The sequence below is a fragment of the Agromyces albus genome, assembly GCF_030815405.1.
GTDB lineage: Bacteria > Actinomycetota > Actinomycetes > Actinomycetales > Microbacteriaceae > Agromyces > Agromyces albus_A.
Genome location: NZ_JAUSWX010000001.1, coordinates 2,095,678 through 2,115,173 on the forward strand (window position 1 = coordinate 2,095,678; position 19,496 = coordinate 2,115,173).

The window sequence follows — 19,496 nt, forward strand, 5'->3', positions numbered from 1 at the left end:
CCGGTCGTGCGCCATGACGCAAGGGGTTGTCGCCCTCGACCCTCCACGAGAGCCTCGAACTCGACGAAAGGACTGCGGATGACGATCGTGGGATTCCACGCCTCGCACGAACAACTCGCGCCGGCCCGATTGCTCCGGGCCGTGCAGCTCGCCGAGGAGGCGGGGTTCGACGCGGCCATGTGCTCGGATCACCTCGCGCCGTGGAGCGTGCGGCAGGGCGAGTCCGGCTTCGCCTGGAGCTGGCTCGGCGCCGCCCTGCAGGCGACGCGGCTGCCGATCGGCGTCGTAACCGCGCCGGGGCAGCGGTACCACCCGACGCTCACGGCGCAGGCCGCAGCGACCCTCGAGTCGATGTTCCCCGGACGGTTCTGGGCGGCGCTCGGGAGTGGCGAGGCGCTGAATGAGCACGTCACGGGCGATCCGTTCCCCCCGAAGGAGGAGCGCGACGAGAGGCTCCTCGAGTCGGTGAATGCGATACGCAGGCTCCTCGCGGGCGAGGAAGTGACCGCCGATGGGCTCGTGCAGCTCGATCGGGCACGCATCTGGAGCCTGCCGGAGGTGCCGCCCCCGCTCCTCATCGCCGCGGTCAGCCCCGAGACTGCAGCAGACGGCGCGGACTGGGCCGACGGTCTCATCACCGTCGACCAGCCTCGGGAGGCCCTCCGCGCCGTCATCGAGGCCTATCGGGACGCCGGCGGAAGAGGGCCGACCGCGGTTCAGGTGCACCTCAGCTGGGCGCCGACCGACGACGAGGCGCGCGCCATCGCCCATGACCAGTGGCGAAGCGGGCTGGTGCCTGCGCCGCTCGCCTGGGAACTCGACACCCCCGAGGCATTCGATGAGCGAACGGCGGATGCCACGCCCGACGAGGTCGCCGAGACCGTGCAGGTGTCGGCGGATCCGGGCTGGCACCTCGCGCGACTGCTCGAACTCGTCGAGCTCGGATTCGATCGCATCTTCCTCCATCACGTCGGCACCGAGCAGGACGCGTTCATCCACGCGTTCGGCGAACGCGTGCTGCCAGGCCTCAAGGAGGCGACCCCATGAAGGTCACTGCACGCGGCGACCTCTGGTGGAAGACGGCCGTCGTCTACTGCCTCGATGTCGAGACGTTCATGGACTGGAACGACGACGGCTCCGGTGACTTCGAGGGTCTCGAGCATCGACTCGACCATCTGGCCGATCTCGGGGTGACGTGCCTGTGGCTGATGCCGTTCCAGCCCTCGCCGAATCTCGACGACGGCTATGACATCACGGACTTCCAGACGATCGACCCGCGACTCGGCTCGCTCGGCGACTTCGTCGAGTTCATCCGTACCCGCCCGCGACCGGGGCATGCGCGTCATCATCGACTTCGTCATGAACCACACCTCGGACCAGCATCCCTGGTTCCGCTCGGCGCGTCGGAGCCGCAATTCGCCGTACCGTGACTTCTACGTGTGGCGCGACCGGCCGCCCAGGAAGCAGCAGCAGGTGGTGTTCCCCGGCGAGGAGGACAGCGTCTGGGAGTACGACGAGCGCACCGATCAGTACTATCTGCACAGCTTCTACCGGCACCAACCCGACCTCAACGTCGCCAACCCCGAGGTGCGCGACGAGATCGCCCAGACGATGGGATTGTGGCTGGAGCTCGGCGTGGCCGGGTTCCGGGTCGACGCGGTGCCCTTCCTCATCCAGCCGCCCGACGGCAGCGAGGTCGGTGATCCCCACGAGTTCCTGCGGGACCTCCGTCGCTTCCTGCAGCGCCGCTCGAGCGAGGCCATCCTCCTCGGCGAGGTGAACCTGCCCTACGAGGGGCAGGTCGAGTTCTTCGGTCACGTCGATGCCCCGGCCGAGCTCACGATGCAGTTCGACTTCCCCGCGATGCAGCGCGCCTACCTGTCGCTCGTGCGTGAGGACGCCACGCCGCTCGCCGAGATGCTCGCATCGCGGCCGGAGGTGCGGATCGAGGCGCAGTGGGCGAACTTCGTGCGCAATCACGACGAACTCACCCTCGATCAGCTGAGCGAAGAGGAGCGGCAGGAGGTGTTCGACGCACTCGCTCCCGAGGAGTGGATGCGCGTCTACGGGCGCGGGATCGCCCGCCGGCTTCCGCCGATGCTCGACGGTGATCCGCGACGCGTCGCGATGATGTACAGCCTCATGTTCTCGCTGCCGGGCACGCCGGTGCTGTTCTACGGCGAGGAGATCGGCATGGGCGAGAACCGGGAACGGGGCGGCAGACTGACGGTGCGCACGCCCATGCAGTGGTCGGACGAAGCGAACGGCGGCTTCTCCCGGGCTCCCAAGAGCAAGCTCGTGGCACAACCGCCGAACGACGGCTACGCACCGGAACACGTGAATGTCGAGGCGCAGATGCACGACACCGACTCGCTCCTCGCCCTGATCAGGTCGTTCGCGCACCGGTACCGCAGTTCACCCGAGATCGGCTGGGGAACCCTCGAGATCCTGGAGCACGCCGAGCGGGCGGTACTGGCGCACCGACTGACCACGGAGCTGGGAAGCTTCGTCGCGCTCCACAACTTCGCGCCCCGTGCGGTGACGGTGCAGCTCACGCTGGGAGCGGTCGCCGAGCAAGCCCGACTCTCGGATCTCTTCGCCGTGACCGTCGTGCCGATCCACGAGAATGGGCGCACCGAGGTCGAGCTCGGGGCATACGGCTACCGCTGGTTCCGCATCGTCGACTCGTCAGACCGCCGGCTGACGTGAACCGATCGGCGGCGGCATCCGCGTGCCTCGAGGCCGTCAGCTCGCGCGCGCCTCGCGGTCCTCGCGCACGCGCTGCCCGACGACCGCCGAGACTCCGTCTTGACGCATCGAGACGCCGTAGAGTGAGTCGGCGATCTCCATCGTGCGCTTCTGGTGCGTGATGACGATGAGCTGGCTCGACTCGCGCAGGTCTTCGAGGGTCGTGAGCAGGCGGCCGAGGTTCGCGTCGTCGAGAGCCGCCTCGACCTCGTCGAGGATGTAGAACGGGCTCGGCCGAGCCTTGAAGATCGCGATGAGCAACGCGACCGCCGCAAGCGAGCGCTCGCCGCCCGACAGGAGCGAGAGGCGCTCGATCTTCTTGCCGGCGGGCTTCACCGACACCTCGATCCCCGTCGTGAGCATGTTCTCGGGATCGGTCAGCGAGATGCTGCCCGTGCCGCCGGGGAAGAGCACCGGGAACACCCGGGCGAACGCCTCGCGGGTGTCCTCGAAGGCGCCGCGGAAGATCGACTCCATCTTGCCGTCGATCTCGTCGATGATCGTGAGCAGGTCTTTCCGCGTGTTCGCGAGGTCGGTGAGCTGCTCGGTGAGGAACACGTGGCGCTGCTCGAGCGCGGCGAACTCCTCGAGCGCGAGCGGATTCACCCGGCCGAGCTGCGCGAGCTTGCGCTCTGCGACCTGCAGCCGGCGCTGCTGCTCCTCGCGGCGGAACGGTCGGGACTCGCCGTCTTCGGTCTCGGCGGGGATCTCCTCGTCGGGCCCGTACTCGGCGACGAGCACCGCTTCGGTGAGCCCGAGCTCCGACTCGGCACGCTCGACGAGTCCGGAGACATGCAGCTTCTTCTCGTAGATGCGCAACTCGAGGCCGTGCACGTCTTCGGTGACGGCGTGCAGGCGCTCGCGCACCGCGGCCTCCTGGCGACGAAGTCCCTGGAGCTCCTCGTTGCGGCTCGCTCGCTCGGCCTCTGCGCGCCCGAGCGCGACGCGCGCCTCGGCGACCGAGCCATCGACGGAGGCGAGGGCGGCCGGCAGCGATTCGGCGACGCGAGCGGCCGCCTCGAGCTGGGCGCGACGGATGACGGCGCGGCGCGCGGCATCCGCGGCGGCCTGCTGCTCGGCCTCGAACTGGCGCTCCATCGCGCGAACGCGGGCCTCTTCAGCGCGTACGCGCTCCTTCGCCGTCTCGAGCCGGAGCCGAGCCTCGACCTCGCCCTCGCGGGCGCGTTCGAGCGTCGCGAGTGCGCCGTCGCGCTCGGAGGCATCGAGCACCGGGCGCGGCACGGCGCGGGCGGCATCGAGTGCCGCTTTCGCCTCGGTCGCCGCGAGCTCTGCATCGGCGACGCGCTCCTGCGCCTTCTGCGCCGCCTGCTCGAGGCGTTCGGTCTCAGCGGTCGCCGCCTCGACCTGGACTCGAGCACGATTCAGCCGCTCGGTGCGCTGCGCGAGCTGCGCGTCGAACTCGCGAAGCGCAGCGAGCGCCTGCTTGGACTGCTCCTTCGACCGCTCGACGATCGCGCGTTGCTCGGTGAGGTCGTAGCGCGAGCGCTCGATCTCGCTGCGCACCTCCTCGAGCCGCGCGCTCGCGCGGTCGCGCTCGGCGAAGAGCTCGATGCGGCTCTGCTGCTGGCCGGTTCCACCGCGGAGGATGAAGCGGCCCACGACCGTGCCGTCCTTCGTGATGACCGTGGCGGGCCGGTCGAGCGCCGCGACCCGCTCCTCGGCGGCGCGAGCGGCGGTGAGGTCGTCGGCGATGAGCACCTCGGCGAGCAGGCCGAGCACTCCGGCGGGAGCGCTGACGACCTCGGATGCCGCGATGAGCCCCTCGATCGCCGGCGCTGCCGCCGGGGCGACGCCAGGGTCGGCGAAGGCGAGCGCGACCCGGCCCATCGCGCCCTCTTCGGCGTGCGAGAGCGCCCGGTAGGCAGCGGCACGGTCGTCGACGAGCACGGCATCGGCGAGCGAGCCGAGCGCGGCCGCGATCGCCGGCTCGAAGCCCGGCTCGACGTGCAGCGCTTCGGCGAGGAGCCCGCGCACGCCGCCGACGCCGGCTGCCACGAGCGCGGCCGAACCGTCTTTCTGGTCGAGTGCGAGCGAGAGCGCCGCGGTGCGTGCCGCGAGCGCATCGCGTTCGCGTTCGCGCACGTGCAACTCCTCACGGAGCCGTTCGATCTCGCCCTCGCCCTCGAACACGGCCGCTTGCGCGAGCTCGTAGGCCTCGTCGAGATCGGTCTCGCCGATCTCGCCGGCGTCGGCTTCGGCCTCGATCCGTGCGAGCTCCTCGGCGGCGGCCAGGCCGCGGGCGGCAGACGCGTCCATCGCGTTCGTGTGCCGGAGCACCTCGCCGCGAGCGGCGGCGAGCTTCGAGGCGGCGGTGTCGGCCTGTCCGGCGAGCTTCGAGACCTCGAGGTCGTATGCGGTGACGCGAGCGCTCTGCGCCGCGATCCGCTCGTCGACGAGGTCGAGCGCCTCACGGGCTTCGCGAGTCTGGGAGACGGCGACGTCGAGGGCGGATGCCGCCGAGCCGACGCCGGCGCGGATCGTGTCGAGTTCGGCCCCGGCGTCGTCGATCATCGAGCGGGTGACGCTCGGCGCGGCATCCGATGGCTCGCTCGCTCCCCCGAGGAGGGCGATGCGCTGCCGAGCGAGGGAGTCGAGCGCGCGGAGCCGCTCCTGCGCCGACTCGAGTGCGTGCGTCGTCGACCGGGCTGCATCGACGGCGTCGCCGCCCTGCGCCTGCTCGAGCCGAGCGACGCGCGCTTCGTGCTGCTCGAGCTCGTCTTGCAGCACGAGGCGCTCGCTGTGCCGCTCATGCTCGCTCTTGACGTGCTCCTCGAGCGCGCGGCGGAGGCCGACCACTTCGTCGGCGAGGAGCCTGGCGCGTGCATCGCGCACGACGGCGGCGATCGTCGCGGCCTCGCGGGCGACCTCGGCCTGGCGTCCGAGCGGCTTCAACTGGCGCCGGATCTCGCCGGCGAGATCGGAGAGCCGCGTGAGGTTCGCCTGCATCGCGTCGAGCTTGCGGAGGGTCTTCTCCTTGCGGCGCCGGTGCTTCAGGATGCCGGCGGCCTCTTCGATGAAGCCGCGGCGGTCTTCGGGGGTGGCGTGCAGCACGGCGTCGAGCTGTCCCTGCCCGACGATGACGTGCATCTCGCGCCCGAGGCCCGAGTCGCTCAGGAGCTCCTGCACGTCGAGGAGCCGGCAGGTCTCGCCGTTGATGGCGTATTCGCTTGCGCCGTTGCGGAACAACGTGCGCGAGATGGTGACCTCGCTGTACTCGATCGGGAGCGCACCGTCACCATTGTCGATCGTGAGGCTCACCTCGGCGCGGCCGAGCGGACCGCGAGTGGAGGTGCCCGCGAAAATGACGTCTTCCATCTTGCCGCCGCGGAGGGTCTTGGCCCCCTGCTCCCCCATGACCCAGGCGAGCGCGTCGACGACGTTGGACTTTCCGGAGCCGTTGGGGCCGACGATGCAGGTCACGCCGGGTTCGAAGGCGAAGGTCGTCGGCTGCGCGAAGGACTTGAATCCCTTCAGCGTCAGGCTCTTGAGGTACACGTCCCACCCTTCCGACTCGCGAGCGCGCTGCGGACTACCGTATCCGAGGTTCGGCCCCCTCCCCATTCGCCCTCGCCGCGAGGACGCGGATCGCCCTTGCCACGACCACGGCGTGGGGTTTAGTCTGGGCGGCTGCCCATCGGTGACGAGAGGAGTGCGCATGCCCATCGACATCCGACCGGTACCCGTACCTGAAGCCCTCGGCACGCCCGCGGCCCGGGAGTTCGAGTCGTCTGCGGAGCTCGGCTCCCTGCTCGAGCGTGCGAACTGGGGACACGAGGACTTCGCGTACAGCGCGGCCGAGCTCCTCGCCGCACAGCGCAACGACCGGCATCGCGGGCACGCGTGGATCGGCGCCTGGGACGGCGACACGATGATCGGCCGGGCCGGCCTCGAATGGGAGCGCAACGCCGGGGCGACGACCGCCGAACTCACCCTCGGCGTGCTGCCGCAGCATCGGCGACGGGGCGTCGGCTCACGACTGCTCGCCGCCGCCGAAGACGCCGTTCGCGACCTCGGCCGCTCCACGATCGTCGCGTACTCCGATCATGCCGACACCGAGAGCGCCCCGGCCGAGGGCCCCGTGCTGCACGCGCCCGACGGGGGCGCCGCGTTGCCGGCATCCGTTCCCGCCGCCGGTTTCGCCGCGGCGCATGGCTACGACCTCGCCCAGTTGGAGCGGATCAGCAGCCTGACCGTCGGCGGGCGAGCCGACGAGTTCCGCGGCGCACTCGATGCACGCACGGCGGGGGCGAATGCCCTCGGCTACCGGCTCGAGCTCTGGACCGACCGCACCCCGGCGCGGCTCGTCGACGCGTACGCGGCGGCCAGGGGGCGCATGGCCCTCGCCGTCCCGGCCGGCGGCATCACGATCGACGAGGAGCACTGGGATGCCGCGCGCGTCCGCGAGCGCGAGGAGGAGTCACTCGACGGCGGCAGAACCCTGCTCGTCGCCGCGGCCCTGGCTCCCGATGGCGCCGTCGCCGGATACACCGAGCTCGAACTGCCGCTCGGACGGGGGTTCGCCTTCCAGAGCGACACCCTCGTCGTCGGCGCGCACCGGGGGCACGGGCTCGGCATGCTCACGAAGCTCGCGAACCTGGCACGGCTCACCGAGGTCGCGCCCGACCGCACCGAGGTCTACACCTGGAACGCCGACGAGAACGAGCACATGCTCGCGATCAACGTCGCGCTCGGCTTCCGCCGGTGCGGCCTCGAGGCGGTCTGGCAGCGCGACTGAGGCGACGGAACCGGCCGAGAGGCTCGGCCCGTTCCGCCACCCACGACCGACGACTTCCAGCCTGACGTCAGGCGCCGGCGAATGCGCCCTTGCGCTCCTCGAGCCACTCGTCGAACGTCTGCAGGGCGGGATTGATGCTCCGCACGAAGGCGAGGTCGCGGGCGGCGACGAACTCCGGCGCTTCGATGTAGTACTGGAAGGTGTTCGCCAGTTCGTCGGCTCCGGGGAACTCCTGCGCGCGCACGATCTCGACGGGCACCGCCGTGTAGGTCACCGGTTCGCCGAGCACCCGGCTGAAGGCGGCGGCCATCTCGTCACCCGTCAGGTGCTCGCCGGCGATGCTCACCGTCTTCCCGATGAACTCCGAGCCGCGCTGGAAGATGCCGTAGGCGGTCCGGCCGATGTCCTCGGCCGCGATACCGGCGAGCTTCTGGTCGGCGATCGACATGGCCAGGGTCAGTCGGCCGTCGTCGCCCCGCTGGGGTGCCAGCAAGCCGAGGAAGGTGTCCCAGAAGAACGTCGTCCGCAGCAGTGTGGTCGGCACGCCGAGTGCGGCGAAGAGCTCATCGGCCTCCGCCTTGGCGTCGAAGTGCGGCACCTTGTAGGTGCCCATGAGCGTCGGCATGCGGTCGTCGTCGAGCGGGAAGTGCTCGCGGGTGTCCTCCAGCGTCGACCAGATCACGTGAGCCAGTCCGGCGCTCTTCGCGGCGCGGGCCATCCTGGCCGCGTCGGCCTTCTCCTGCTCGGGTGACATGTGGTCCCAGAAGTTCGTCACGAGGAAGGCGCCGTACGCTCCCTCGAACGCCTTCGTGAGGCCTGCCTCGTCGGTCATGTCGGCCTCGACGAGCTCGGCGCCCTGCGCGGCGAGCGCCTGGGCCTTCTCCGAGGCGGCATTGCGCGTCACGGCACGGACCACGAAGTCACCCTCGGCGTCGGCAAGGATCGCCCGCGCCAATCCGCCGCCCTGGTTGCCGGTGGCGCCGACCACCACGATGACCTTCTTGTCGTGCTTCGACATATGTCGTCTCCTTCGCTAGATAGTTGATGCGTCAACAACATTAGCGACACACGGTTGATACGTCAACTAAAAGCAGAGAGAGGTCCGCGGATGCCGGAGGAGCGGCACTCAGGTGGACGCTGCGTGGCGCGGCATCCGGAGCCGCTGGCATCTGGGGCAGCGGTGCGACGAGCGGTTCATGAACGGCTCGCGAACCATGGACGTACCGCAGCGCGGACACGGCAGCCCGGCGCGGCCGTAGGCGTTCAGCGAGTGCGCGAAGTAGCCGGATGCGCCGTTGACGTTGACGTACTGGGCGTCGAAACTCGTGCCGCCCTCGGCGAGCGCACGCTCGAGCACCTCGCGCACGGCGGCGAGCAGCTCGCGCGAGCGGCGTCGCCCGAGCGAGGCGGCGGGTTGCTCGGCGTGCAGCCGGACCAGCCAGAGCGACTCGTCGGCATAGATGTTGCCGATGCCGCTCACGACGCCCTGATCGAGGAGCACTCGCTTCACCGCCGAGACCCTGCGCGCGAGCGCGTCGACGAACGCGTCGTCGGAGAATGCCGGGTCGATGGGGTCGCGCGCGATGTGCGCGACCTGCGAGGGCAGCGATCGCGACCACTCCCCCGTGACGCCCGCCGAGAATCCGGCGATCTCACCATCGGCGGCGGGCACGAGCAGATCGACGGCGAGCGAACCGAAGGTGCGCTGGTCGACGAAGTCCACGCGCAGTTCCCCGTATTCGGGATGCTCGAGGTGCAGGCGGATTCGGGCGTGCCGGTCGTCTCCCGGATGGTCGGGCGTGCGCAGCAGCAGTTGCCCGCTCATGCCGAGATGGCCGACGATGGCGCGGTCGCCCCCGATCGGCAGCCAGAGGAACTTGCCCCGCCGCACCGCCGCCTCGATGTTCGCTCCGGTGAGGAGCGCCTCGAAGTCGCCGGATGCCGCGTCATGGCGGGTCAGGGCACGCACGTCGAGCACGTCGACCGCCGTGACCCGGGCGCCGGTGACAGCAGGCGCGAGCCCGGCCCTGACGACCTCGACCTCGGGCAGTTCGGGCATCTCTCGAGCCTATTCCCCCAGCGACTCCTCGGCGGAGCCTCCGTTGCGACGGAAGCGAAGGGTGACGAGCTGGAAGGCACGCAGCCGCAGCTCGGCGCTCGCACCGTCGACGCCGACGAGCGCGGCAGGCTCCGCGGCAGCGCGCTCGAGCAGGTCGGTCTCCACGATGCCCGCCACCTCGCAACCGGCCGTCACCGTTCCCACTGCGCGGGCCCCGCGTGCCTCGTAGAGGCGCACGATGAGGTCGCCAGAGCGGTCTTCCGCGAGCTTCACGGATTCGATCACGATGCTCGGCGAGTCGCTGCGAACGAGCGGCGCCACGGCGCTCGCGCCGTCCACGATCCGGAGCGCCAGGTTGAGTCGATACCCTTCGCCGACTGCATCCAGCACGTCGGCGCCGATACCGACCGAGGTGCGCAGTCGGTGGCGACCCTGGTCGCTCTTCGGGTCGGGGAAGAGCGGGGCACGCAGCAGCGATTGCCGCACGAGCGTCGTGGTTCCGCCGTCGGCTCTCGTCGTGCGGGTGATGTCGTGGCCATAGGTCGCGTCGTTGGCGACTGTGACGCCGAAGCCCGGCTCGGCGACGTGCACCCATCGATGGGCGCACGTCTCGAAGCGAGCCGCATCCCACGAGGTGTTCACGTGCGTCGGCCGGTGGACGTGGCCGAACTGCACCTCGGATGCCGCACGGTCTGCGTGCACGTCGAGCGGGAACGCGAGCTTCAGCAGCTTCTGCTGCTCATGCCACTCGACGATGGTCTCGATCTCGAGGGCGGTGCCGTTTCCCTCCAGCGTCAACGTCTGCGAGACGGCGGATGCCCCGAACCGGCGCTCGACGCGGATGCTCGCCCGCTCGGGGGCATCCGTCACCAATTCGACCGACTCGGCATCGCGGAGCTCAGTACCTGAGCGCTGGTAGTGCTGGTCGATGTCCCACGCGTCCCACTGCGTCGGGGTGTCCCGGAACAGCTGCAGAAGGTTGCCGGGCTGCCCGGCCGGGACGGCGTCGCGGCCGGTGCGCACGTCGACGAGCGAGGCGACGAGTCCCTGCGCGTCGATCGAGACGCGAAGCCGCGCGTTCTCGAGCACGTAGCCCGCACCGTCGCGCTCGACGCTCACCCCACGCGGCGGGTCGACGGGACCTGCGGACATCGCCGCAACCCCCGAGACGGCGAAGGGAGATGCGTTGAAGGCAACCGGGCCGGCTGAGCCTTCGGCGGAGCCTGCACCGAGCGCGGAGACAGCGGCACTGATGAGGTCCTCGAGTTCTGCCGCGATCCGTCGGTAGTTCTCCTCCGCGACCTGGTGGACCCAGGCGATCGAGGTGCCCGGCAGGATGTCGTGGAACTGCAGGAGGAGCACCGATTGCCACAGCTCGGCGAGGCGCTCGTAGGGATAGTCGGCGCCACTGCGCACCGCCGCGGTCGCGGCCCAGAGCTCGGCCTCACGGAGGAGGTGCTCGCTGCGGCGGTTGCCGGCCTTCGTCCGCGCCTGCGAGGTGTAGGTGCCGCGATGGAACTCCAGGTAGAGCTCGCCCGACCAGACGGGAGGGTTGGGATAGTCGCGCTCGGCCTCCTCGAAGAACGCGAGCGGCGACGCGACGGTCACGGTCGGCGATCCCTCGAGCGAAGCCGTGCGGGATGCCGCGGCGAGCATCTCGCGGGTCGGCCCACCGCCCCCGTCGCCGAAGCCGAATGGCACGAGCGAGATGTTCGACGCCCCCTTCTCGGCGTACTGCCGTTGCGCCTTGGCCAGCTCCTCCCCCGAGAGCACCGCGTTGTAGGTGTCGACGGGCGGGAAGTGCGTGAAGATGCGCGAGCCGTCGATCCCCTCCCACGAGAAGGTGTGGTGCGGCATCGTGTTGGTCTCGTTCCAGCTCGTCTTCTGCGTCAGGAAGTACCGTGCGCCGGCCGCGACCGCGATCTGCGGGAACGCCGCGGAGTAGCCGAACGAATCGGGCAGCCACACCTCGAGCGGCTCGATGCCGAACTCGCGCATGAAGAACTGCTTCCCGGCCACCAGTTGCCTCGCGAGCGCCTCACCTCCCGGCATGTTCGTGTCGGACTCGACCCACATCCCGCCGACCGGCACGAATCGGCCCTCGGCCGCTCGTGCGCGGATGCGCTCGAAGAGTTCGGGATAGTGCTCCTTCATCCAGGCGTACTGCTGCGCGGAGGACGCGGCGAAGACGAAGCCGGGGTCGCGATCCATCAGGTCGAGCACGTTGGAGAAGGTGCGCGCGCATTTGCGGATCGTCTCGCGAACCGGCCACAACCAGGCCGAATCGATGTGCGCATGTCCGACGGCGACCACACGGTGGGCGCTCGCGTACGCCGGTTGCGCGAGGACGGGCGCGAGAATCGCCCGGCCCGCTGCCGCCGTGCCCGACACGTCATCGGGATCCATCGCGTCGACGACCGCCTCGAGGGCGCGCAGGATGTCGGCCCTGCGCGGCAGGTCGGCGCTGAGCTCGTCCATGAGACCGGAGAGCGTCCAGATGTCCATCTGCAGCTCCCACACCTGGGTGTCGAGCAGCGCGACGTCGACCCGACGCAACCGATAGATGGGCTTCGTGCCCGCGGTCGCCTTGTCGCCGACCGGTGTCGGCCGGAAGCTCCAGTCGCTCCCGACATCCGGATTCGAGGCCGCCTCGATATAGACGTCGATCTCTCCGCCGGGACCCACCTCGACGGGCACATGGTCGTTGAACGGCTCGATGGCTTTGATGATGCGGCCGGCCGGGTCGAACACGAGCCCTTCGGCCTGGAAGCCCGACTGGCCCGAGAGGAAACCGAGGTCGACGACGAGTTCGACGACTCCGTCGAGGCCCTGCCATGCCTCGGGGACGGTGCCGGTGACGTGGAACCAGGTGGTGCCCCACGGCTTGCCCCACGCCGACCCGACGGTGAACGGCTCGAAGGCCTGCCCGACGGCCTCGGCGAACGGAACCGGTTCGTCGGGCACCTCCCACGCGTTGATCGTGAGCGCAGCGCTGTCGCGGTAGAGGGCCGGCTTCACGCGTTCCTCCGAGAACCGGGCGATCCGGGCGCGAACGAGGGCGGAGTTGTCGTGCATGGGAGGCTCCTAGTGGATCGGGTGCGGGTCAGCCTTTGACGGCGCCTGCGAGTGCGGACGAACCGCCGAGCACGCGTGAGATGAACACGTACAGGGTGATGACGGGAACTGAGTAGAGCAGCGAGAAGGCGGCGAGCTGGCCGTAGGCGACGGTGCCGTATTGCCCGAAGAAGGCGAAGATGCTGACCGCGGCGGGGAGCTTGTCGGGCGAGAGCAGCAGCACGAACGGCACGAAGAAGTTCCCCCACGCTCCGATGAACACGAAGATGAACACCACCGCGAGGCCCGGCCGCATGAGCGGCACGACGACGCGCGTGAGCGTCGTCATCATCGAAGCGCCGTCCATCCACGCGGCCTCCTCGAGGCTGATCGGGACGCTGTCCATGAAGCTCTTCGTCATGTAGATGGCCATCGGCAGGCTCGTGGCCGCGAGGAAGAGGATCGTGCCGCCCATGGAGTCGATGAGGTTGAAGGCGACGAAGAGGCTGTAGACCGGCACCATCATCGCGGTGATCGGCAGGCATGTGCCGAACAGCACCCCGTAGAGGAACGGCTTGTTGATGCGCATCCGGTAGCGCGACAACGGGTAGGCCGCCAGCACGGCGACGACGACGGTGATGAGGGCGCATCCGCCCGAGAGCACGAGGCTGTTCAGCAGCGGGACGAAGGCCTTCTCGGGCGTCATCACGTCGACGAAGTTCTGGAGGGAGACGGCGTCGGGCAGCTTGATCGAGAGGGTCGCGCGTTCGTCGACCGAGGCGAGCACGAGCCAGACGAGCGGCAGCGCGAAGGCGGCGCCGATGAGCAGCAGCACGCCGTTCGACACGGCGCGGAGACTGCGCCGACTGGGAGAGGTCATGCCCATGGTCAGTCCACCTCCGGCTTGAGCGCTCGGAGGTACACCACGGAGAACACGGCCCCGACGAGCAGCAGGATCGTGGCGATCGCGGTTCCGAAGCCGAGCTTGCCGAACTGGAACGCCTCCTGATACGCGAGCACCGGCAGCGTGGAGCTGTCGGTGCCCGGCCCTCCTCCCGTCATGACGAAGATGAGCGTGAACACCGACAGCGTCTGGAGGGTCGTGAGCATGAGGTTGGTCGAGATGCTGCGCCGGATCATCGGCACGGTGATGAACGCGAGCCGCTGCCATCCGCGGGCCCCGTCGACCTCGGCGGATTCGGTGGTGATCTCGGGCGGCACGTCCTGCAGCGCCGCCGAGTACACGAGCATCGAGAATGCCGTGCCGCGCCAGATGTTCGCGAGGATCACGGCGAGCATCGGGGTCGCGTAAAGCCAGTTCGTCCCCTCGAGGCCGACCGAGGCGAGCAGCGTGTTGAGGGTGCCCGTGTCGTTGAAGAACGCATAGGCGGCGAACGAGGCCACGATCTCGGGAAGCACCCATGCGGTCACCACGAAGGTGCCGACCATGCCGCGGGTGAACCGGCTCGAGGAGCGCATCAGGATCGCGAGCCCGAGGCCGAGCACGTTCTGGCCGACGATCGCCGACGCGACGAGGAACACGAGCGTGAGCATGATCGACTTCGGGAAGTCGGGGTCGGCGAACAGCTCCGCGTAGTTGGCGAAGCCGACGAACGTCGAACCCTGGGCCGCCGATCCGGTGAGGGATGCGTCGGTGAACGACCCGTAGAACGAGCTGATCACCGGCCCGAGCAGGAAGATCGCGAGCAGCACGATCGCGGGCACGAGCGGAACGCTGCGGACGAGCGAGCGGCGGACTCCGGCCCGGGGCCGGCCGGGCCGGGGAGCATCTCCCCGGCCCGACCCGGCGACGGGTCGTACCTCTTCTGCGACGATGGCCATCGGCTAGCTCGTGGTGTTCTCTTCGCCCACGATCCTCACGACGGCTTCGTCGTAGGCGGCCGCGGCCTCAGCGGGACTCTGCTGCCCGGTCATCACCGCCTCCATCGCGATCGTGATCTCGCTCGAGATCTTGCCGTAGTCGCTCGTGGCCGGCCGGAAGTTCGTGACGGCCACGATCTCCGAGAAGAAGCCGAACGTCGGGTTGGCCGCCTGGTAGTCGGGGTCTTCCGAGACGTCGCTGCGCACCGCGATCTGGCTCGCCGCGATGTCGTAGGACTGCGAGTTGTCCTTGTCGAGGGCCAATGCGATGAAGTCCCATGCGGCGTCCTTGTTCTTCGACTTCGAGCCCATCGCCAGGGTCCAACCGCCCGACATGCTGTTCGCTCCGGGCTCGTCGCCGTTCTGGGTCGGCATCGGCGCCTGTCCCATGACGTCGTTCCACTCGGGCCACGGCGCGGTGCCGGTCTCGAGCCACGTGCCGCTCAGCCACGAGCCGTCGAGGTTGATCGCGAGCTTGCCCTGCGGGAGCCACTCGCTCGCGACGATGTTGCCGATGTTCTTGTCGAGCGCCTGCTCGGGTGTCGGGCCGAGCCCGCCCTGGTAGAGGTCGCCGATGAAGGCCAGGGAGTCCTCGAAGCCCTGGGAGCCGGTCACCCACTTCTTCGCGTCGGCGTCGTAGAGGGTGTCACCCGTGCCGTAGAGCAGCATCTCGAAGCCCTGCATCGCCGCGGCCTCGCCCTGGGCCTTGCCCGAGTAGACGTTCAGCGGGACGACATCGGGGAGCTTCGCCTTGATCGTGGCGGCCGCGTCGAGCACGTCCTCCCAGGTCGCGGGTTCCCACGGCACGGGCAGGCCCGCTTGCTCGAAGAGGTCCTTGTTGTACCAGAGGGCGCGGGTGTCGGTGCCCATGGGGATGCCATAGGTCTTGCCATCGGAGCTGAGGCCCGCGCTCTTCGCGTTGTCGTAGAACATGTCCCACTCGTCCCAGGCCTCGGTGTACTCGTCGAGCGGGGCGAGGTAGCCGGCATCGGCGTCGGACTCCACCATGAAGGTGTCCTCGTACATCACGTCAGGGGCGGTCGCGGCGGACTGGTTCATGAGCGCGAGCTTCGTGAAGTAGTCGTTCTGCTGTGCCTCGATCGGCACGAGTTCGACGGTCAGTCCCTCGTTCTCCGCTTCGAATGCGTCCTTGACCTGCTTCATGTGGGCGTCGAGCTGCGTGAAGGTGCCGAACTTCTGGTAGGCGACCTTGATGGTGTCGGATGCCTCGCCGCCGTCGGCCGAGCAGCCTGACAGGATGAGCAGGCCCGCCGCGGCGAGCGCCGTTGCCGCCGTGAATGTGTGCTTCATGGATTCTCCTTGTGGTGTGCGTGGGGATCAGTACAGGTCGCGCCATTGACTGGGTGTCCAGCTGAGCACCGCGTAGATCTGCACCATCGCGGCCTGTTCGAGCAGCTGGGTGTGCGTGCCGTCGAAGACGAAGAGCCCGGTCGACGCGTCGCGGTTCTCCGACCAGACCCGGTCGGCATAGTCCTGCATGGCGTCCCGATAGGTCGAACCACCCGTCACGGACTCGAGCAGCAGCAGGTTCTTGAAGAAGATCGAGTTGAAGAACGCCGGCTGGTCGGCCAGTCGCCCTTCCTCGATGTAGTAGCGGTGAGCGGCCTCCGCGATCCGCGAGGCCTCGTCGAGGTACCGCTGCTCGCCGGTCACCTCGTAGAGCAGCACGTTCACGCCGACGGGCACACCCTGGTTGTACGACCAGATCGTGCGCTCGATGTTTCCCTCCAGGTCGAGGTGGTCCCAGTAGAGACCGTCGGGCCGCTGGAGGTGGTCGTTGGTCCACGAGTACATCCGCAGCGCCCAGTCGAGGTAGCTCTGCTCACCCGTGATCTGGTAGAGGCGCAGGCCGAGTTGGGCTCCGGGCATGTTGGAGACGGTGTTCCGGTCACTGCTCCAGGGGGCTTGCGTCCAGAAGACCCCGCCCGGGTTCGGGTGGGTCTCGTCGGTGTCCCAGCCCGAGACGACGAGGTCGAAGATCTGCACGGCGCGTTCGAGCGCCACCTCGTCGCCGTCGGTCAGGTACCGCTGCACGTCGAGGAGCCCGACCCACTGGTTGTCGTCGTAGAAGTAGTCGCCTCCGTCGCCGTACTCGCCGACCGGGTATGAGGCGTATCCGGGGAGCCCGGTCGTGCCGCCGTCGGCATCCCAGTAGTGCTCCTGTCCGGCTGCCGCCGTGGCGAGCGCCGCGTCGTAGCGACGACCGCTGATGCCGGGTTGGTTGGCGAGGTCGGCGATGGCGATGTGGGCCTGTGAGAAGGGCCACTCGAACGCGTACGGCCGGTCGTGTGACTCGGCGGGGAACTGCTCACGGTAGAGCCCGCTTCCGTCGTCGACGGCGAAGTGTTGCTGCATCGCCGTGTACGCCGAGTCGGCACGCTGGGCGTTGTCGTGGCGGTTGACCGCAGGACGGGAGTCATCGGCAACCGGCTGCTCGGCCGTTGCCGCCGCTGCTGGAGCGAATACCGAGAGGACGAGTGCCGAGGCCGCTGCGACACAGGCCGCTGAGGCGAGATTGCGCTTCATGGATCTCCTTTGATTCCAATGGCCGCTGGCAGTGGCAGCGCTGCCGAGGGCCTGACGCCTATAACTAAAACGCATGGACTAATTATTGTCAACCGTCATTCTTCCGCGTTCCGAGCGCCTGTAGGAGCTCGGACGGGTGGTCGCGCGCAGCGCCTCAGCTCGAGATCAACAGTGCCGACGGGCGCGGCGAGAGCGCATCGTCGAGCACCAGGCACGCGGCGCCGACGGCGGCGACGTCATCGCCGATGCTCGAGACGGTGACGGCGATGGGATGCGTCGTCACGAGCGCGGGCGACGAGTCGACCAGCTCGGACACCCGACGCAACACGAGGTTCGACACGCGATTCCAGTACGGCCCACCGAACACCGCCGTGTCGACGTCGAGCAGGTTGGCGACCGTCACCACCGCAACGGAGATCCGGTTCGCCATCGCCTCGAGCACAGCGGATGCGTCGGTGTCGCCGCCCTCGGCGAGCGCGGCGATCTGCGCGAGGCCCGCATCCACCTCGGTGCCACCCAGGCGACCGGCGGGCGCCGTGATCAGGCCCGACGCGATCGCCGATGCCACCAGCGCACGCGGCATGATCGAGTCGCCGAGGCATCCGCGTCGACCGCAGCCGCAGACCGGCCCGTCGGGATCGACGATGATGTGGCCGGCATCACCCGCGTTGTTGGTCGCGCCCCGCACCGCCTCGTGCGCGATGGCGAGACCGACACCGACTCCCGTGCCGTAGTAGAAGAACATGAAGTCGTCGCGCTCGTGTCCGGAGCTCATCCAGAGCTCGGCGACGGTGGCCGCGGTGACGTCCTTCTCGAGCAGCACCGTCAGCCCCGTCGATTCGGCGAGGGCGTCGCGGAGTGCGACGCCGTGCCAGCCCTCCAGGAGCGGCGGGTCGAGCACCACGCCCTGCTCGAGGTCGAGCGGCCCCGGAGCCGCGATGCCCACCCCGAGCACCCGGGAACGATCCACTCCGGCGTCGGCGATGATGGCGTCGATGGAATCGCGCATCCCGGCGATGACCCGTTCGGGCGTGACGCCCGACGGCGTTCTCGTGGCCGTGTGCGCCACCACGCGGCCGTCGAGGTCGAGCACGACGTAGGTGATCACCGCGGGGTCGAGGTGGACCCCGATCGCGTAGCCGCCCGATGGGTCCAGCTGCAGGATGATCCGCGGCTTGCCCACGCCGAGTATCCGCTGCCCGGCCTCCCGGATGATGCCGTCGTCGAGCAGCCGGCGCGAGACGTTCGAGACGGTCTGCGCGCTCAGCCCGGTCTGCTCGGCGATCTCGACGCGACTCAATCCCTCGCGGTTGCGCCGGATCGTGTCGAGGATGACGATCTGGTTGAATCCGCCGAGCGCATGGACGTTCGTGCCTCGTCGCACGCGCGTCACCCCCTCGAGCCGTCTGTCACCAGTATGCCGTTCGAGCGACGGATGTCTCGTCGTGCGACACGGAGCGCACTCGGGGAACGCCGAGCGGGCGTGTCGGGCTATGTCGTACGGGGCGTCAGCGCGAGCTCAGGGCGGTCCACGCCTCGAGCGCCGCCGCCATCTCGGCCTGCTTCTTGCTCGAACCCTCACCGGATGCCTCGGCGAGCCCGCCGACGGTGACCGTCGCGACGAAGTGCTTGTTGTGGTCGGGGCCGCTCTCGACCACCGTGTAGACCGGTGCGGGGGCGCCGCGCCGTGCGGCGATCTCCTGGAGGCTCGTCTTCGGGTCCATCGCCGCACCGAATCGCGCGGGGTCGAGCAGGAGCGGCGCGACGAGCCGCAGCACGAGCGCCGTGGCTGCATCGCCCCCGGCGTCGAGGTAGACCGCGCCGATGATCGCCTCAACGGTGTCGGCGAGGATCGACGGCTTGTCGGCGCCGCCCGTCATGGTCTCGCCACGACCGAGCCGGATGAACGGGCCGAGACCGATCGACCGGCCGACCTCGGCCAGTGCGGCACTCGAGACGAGGCTCGCTCGACGCTTGGCGAGTTCGCCCTCTTCGAGGTCGGGGTGGTCGCGGAAGAGCTTGACAGTGACGGCTTGCCCGAGAATCGAATCGCCGAGGAACTCGAGGCGCTCGTTGGTGGGGATGCCACCGTTCTCGTACGCGAACGACCGGTGCGTGAGCGCGAGCAGCAGCAACTCGGGGTCTACGGCGATGTGCAGTCGCTGCTGCAACTCGTCGAGCGTGTACTCCCCGTGCCCTGTGTGCTCCGTTCGCGTCACGACCGGTCGAAGGCTTGGTTCTGGCCGACTAGACGTCGGCGACCTTGCGGCCCTTGTACTCGAGGAAGAGCGGGGTGCCCGCGGAGTCCTCGACGACCTTCGCACGGTGCGGAAGGCTGTAGGTGACCTTGCCGTTCTCGACGGTCTTGACGAGGGTGGGGACCTCGGCCTTCCACTGCGAACGGCGCGCGTGCGTGTTCGAGCGTGACTTCTTCCGCTTCGGAACAGCCAT

15 protein-coding genes are annotated in these 19,496 nt (G+C 69.2%); 4 read left to right on the plus strand and 11 right to left on the minus strand.

Annotated features, from left to right (window positions below; all coding sequences use genetic code 11):
• Positions 1-78 precede the first annotated feature (78 nt).
• From QFZ29_RS09845 to QFZ29_RS09855, 3 genes are read left to right on the plus strand one after another with little or no spacing between them, the layout of a single operon-like run.
• Complete coding sequence (locus QFZ29_RS09845) at positions 79-1,047, plus strand: TIGR03885 family FMN-dependent LLM class oxidoreductase (RefSeq protein ID WP_306893946.1); 969 nt, start codon at positions 79-81, stop codon at positions 1,045-1,047.
• Positions 1,044-1,430 (plus strand): alpha-amylase family glycosyl hydrolase, encoded by a 387-nt coding sequence (locus tag QFZ29_RS09850; RefSeq protein ID WP_306893947.1) that lies wholly within the window; start codon positions 1,044-1,046, stop codon positions 1,428-1,430. The genes QFZ29_RS09845 and QFZ29_RS09850 overlap by 4 nt, the downstream gene beginning before the upstream one ends.
• Positions 1,360-2,709 carry an alpha-amylase family glycosyl hydrolase gene (locus QFZ29_RS09855; protein ID WP_306893948.1) on the plus strand — a complete coding sequence of 450 codons (1,350 nt, stop codon included), beginning with the start codon at positions 1,360-1,362 and terminating at the stop codon, positions 2,707-2,709. The genes QFZ29_RS09850 and QFZ29_RS09855 overlap by 71 nt, the downstream gene beginning before the upstream one ends.
• 36 nt (positions 2,710-2,745) lie before the next feature.
• Here the strand turns inward: QFZ29_RS09855 and smc are convergent, their stop codons facing one another.
• The gene (gene smc, locus QFZ29_RS09860) at positions 2,746-6,264 is read right to left on the minus strand and encodes a chromosome segregation protein SMC (RefSeq protein WP_306893949.1); all 3,519 of its coding nucleotides are present in this window, start codon (positions 6,262-6,264) and stop codon (positions 2,746-2,748) included.
• 160 nt (positions 6,265-6,424) lie between these two features.
• On the opposite strand from smc, the gene QFZ29_RS09865 reads away from it, so the two are divergent.
• Positions 6,425-7,504: a GNAT family N-acetyltransferase gene (locus QFZ29_RS09865; RefSeq protein ID WP_306893950.1), complete on the plus strand. Its 1,080-nt coding sequence runs from the start codon at positions 6,425-6,427 to the stop codon at positions 7,502-7,504.
• A 67-nt stretch (positions 7,505-7,571) separates the two neighbouring features.
• Here QFZ29_RS09865 and QFZ29_RS09870 read toward each other — a convergent pair whose 3' ends face one another.
• The 10 genes from QFZ29_RS09870 to rpmF form a co-directional block, all read right to left on the minus strand.
• Entirely contained in the window at positions 7,572-8,522 is a 951-nt protein-coding gene (locus QFZ29_RS09870; RefSeq protein WP_306893951.1) for an NmrA/HSCARG family protein, read from the minus strand.
• Between the two features lie 108 nt (positions 8,523-8,630).
• The gene (gene mutM / locus QFZ29_RS09875; protein ID WP_306893952.1) at positions 8,631-9,563 is read right to left on the minus strand and encodes a bifunctional DNA-formamidopyrimidine glycosylase/DNA-(apurinic or apyrimidinic site) lyase; all 933 of its coding nucleotides are present in this window, start codon (positions 9,561-9,563) and stop codon (positions 8,631-8,633) included.
• Positions 9,564-9,572: 9 nt separating this feature from the next.
• Positions 9,573-12,638, minus strand: a complete 3,066-nt coding sequence (locus QFZ29_RS09880) for an alpha-mannosidase (protein ID WP_306893953.1) — start codon at positions 12,636-12,638, stop codon at positions 9,573-9,575.
• Between the two features lie 28 nt (positions 12,639-12,666).
• Positions 12,667-13,497: a carbohydrate ABC transporter permease gene (locus tag QFZ29_RS09885; protein ID WP_373426202.1), complete on the minus strand. Its 831-nt coding sequence runs from the start codon at positions 13,495-13,497 to the stop codon at positions 12,667-12,669.
• An 8-nt stretch (positions 13,498-13,505) separates the two neighbouring features.
• Entirely contained in the window at positions 13,506-14,459 is a 954-nt protein-coding gene (locus tag QFZ29_RS09890) for a carbohydrate ABC transporter permease (RefSeq protein WP_306893954.1), read from the minus strand.
• A gap of 3 nt (positions 14,460-14,462) precedes the next feature.
• Positions 14,463-15,809, minus strand: a complete 1,347-nt coding sequence (locus tag QFZ29_RS09895; RefSeq protein WP_306893955.1) for an extracellular solute-binding protein — start codon at positions 15,807-15,809, stop codon at positions 14,463-14,465.
• Between the two features lie 27 nt (positions 15,810-15,836).
• Positions 15,837-17,045 carry a glycoside hydrolase family 76 protein gene (locus QFZ29_RS09900; RefSeq protein ID WP_306893956.1) on the minus strand — a complete coding sequence of 403 codons (1,209 nt, stop codon included), beginning with the start codon at positions 17,043-17,045 and terminating at the stop codon, positions 15,837-15,839.
• Positions 17,046-17,199: 154 nt separating this feature from the next.
• Complete coding sequence (locus tag QFZ29_RS09905; RefSeq protein ID WP_306893957.1) at positions 17,200-18,429, minus strand: ROK family transcriptional regulator; 1,230 nt, start codon at positions 18,427-18,429, stop codon at positions 17,200-17,202.
• A 124-nt stretch (positions 18,430-18,553) separates the two neighbouring features.
• The gene (gene rnc, locus QFZ29_RS09910) at positions 18,554-19,216 is read right to left on the minus strand and encodes a ribonuclease III (RefSeq protein ID WP_373426268.1); all 663 of its coding nucleotides are present in this window, start codon (positions 19,214-19,216) and stop codon (positions 18,554-18,556) included.
• A gap of 76 nt (positions 19,217-19,292) precedes the next feature.
• Positions 19,293-19,496, minus strand: a complete 204-nt coding sequence (gene rpmF, locus QFZ29_RS09915; RefSeq protein ID WP_108595599.1) for a 50S ribosomal protein L32 — start codon at positions 19,494-19,496, stop codon at positions 19,293-19,295.

Excerpts from the sequence above, each read along its gene's own strand:
- QFZ29_RS09880 (WP_306893953.1), bottom strand. The coding sequence starts at position 12,638 with ATGCACGACAACTCCGCCCTCGTTCGCGCCCGGATCGCCCGGTTCTCG.
- QFZ29_RS09895 (WP_306893955.1), bottom strand. The coding sequence starts at position 15,809 with ATGAAGCACACATTCACGGCGGCAACGGCGCTCGCCGCGGCGGGCCTG.
- QFZ29_RS09865 (WP_306893950.1), top strand. The coding sequence starts at position 6,425 with ATGCCCATCGACATCCGACCGGTACCCGTACCTGAAGCCCTCGGCACG.
- QFZ29_RS09885 (WP_373426202.1), bottom strand. The coding sequence starts at position 13,497 with ATGACCTCTCCCAGTCGGCGCAGTCTCCGCGCCGTGTCGAACGGCGTG.
- QFZ29_RS09890 (WP_306893954.1), bottom strand. The coding sequence starts at position 14,459 with ATGGCCATCGTCGCAGAAGAGGTACGACCCGTCGCCGGGTCGGGCCGG.
- QFZ29_RS09855 (WP_306893948.1), top strand. The coding sequence starts at position 1,360 with ATGAACCACACCTCGGACCAGCATCCCTGGTTCCGCTCGGCGCGTCGG.
- QFZ29_RS09900 (WP_306893956.1), bottom strand. The coding sequence starts at position 17,045 with ATGAAGCGCAATCTCGCCTCAGCGGCCTGTGTCGCAGCGGCCTCGGCA.
- mutM (WP_306893952.1), bottom strand. The coding sequence starts at position 9,563 with ATGCCCGAACTGCCCGAGGTCGAGGTCGTCAGGGCCGGGCTCGCGCCT.
- QFZ29_RS09850 (WP_306893947.1), top strand. The coding sequence starts at position 1,044 with ATGAAGGTCACTGCACGCGGCGACCTCTGGTGGAAGACGGCCGTCGTC.
- QFZ29_RS09870 (WP_306893951.1), bottom strand. The coding sequence starts at position 8,522 with ATGTCGAAGCACGACAAGAAGGTCATCGTGGTGGTCGGCGCCACCGGC.
- QFZ29_RS09845 (WP_306893946.1), top strand. The coding sequence starts at position 79 with ATGACGATCGTGGGATTCCACGCCTCGCACGAACAACTCGCGCCGGCC.
- rpmF (WP_108595599.1), bottom strand. The coding sequence starts at position 19,496 with ATGGCTGTTCCGAAGCGGAAGAAGTCACGCTCGAACACGCACGCGCGC.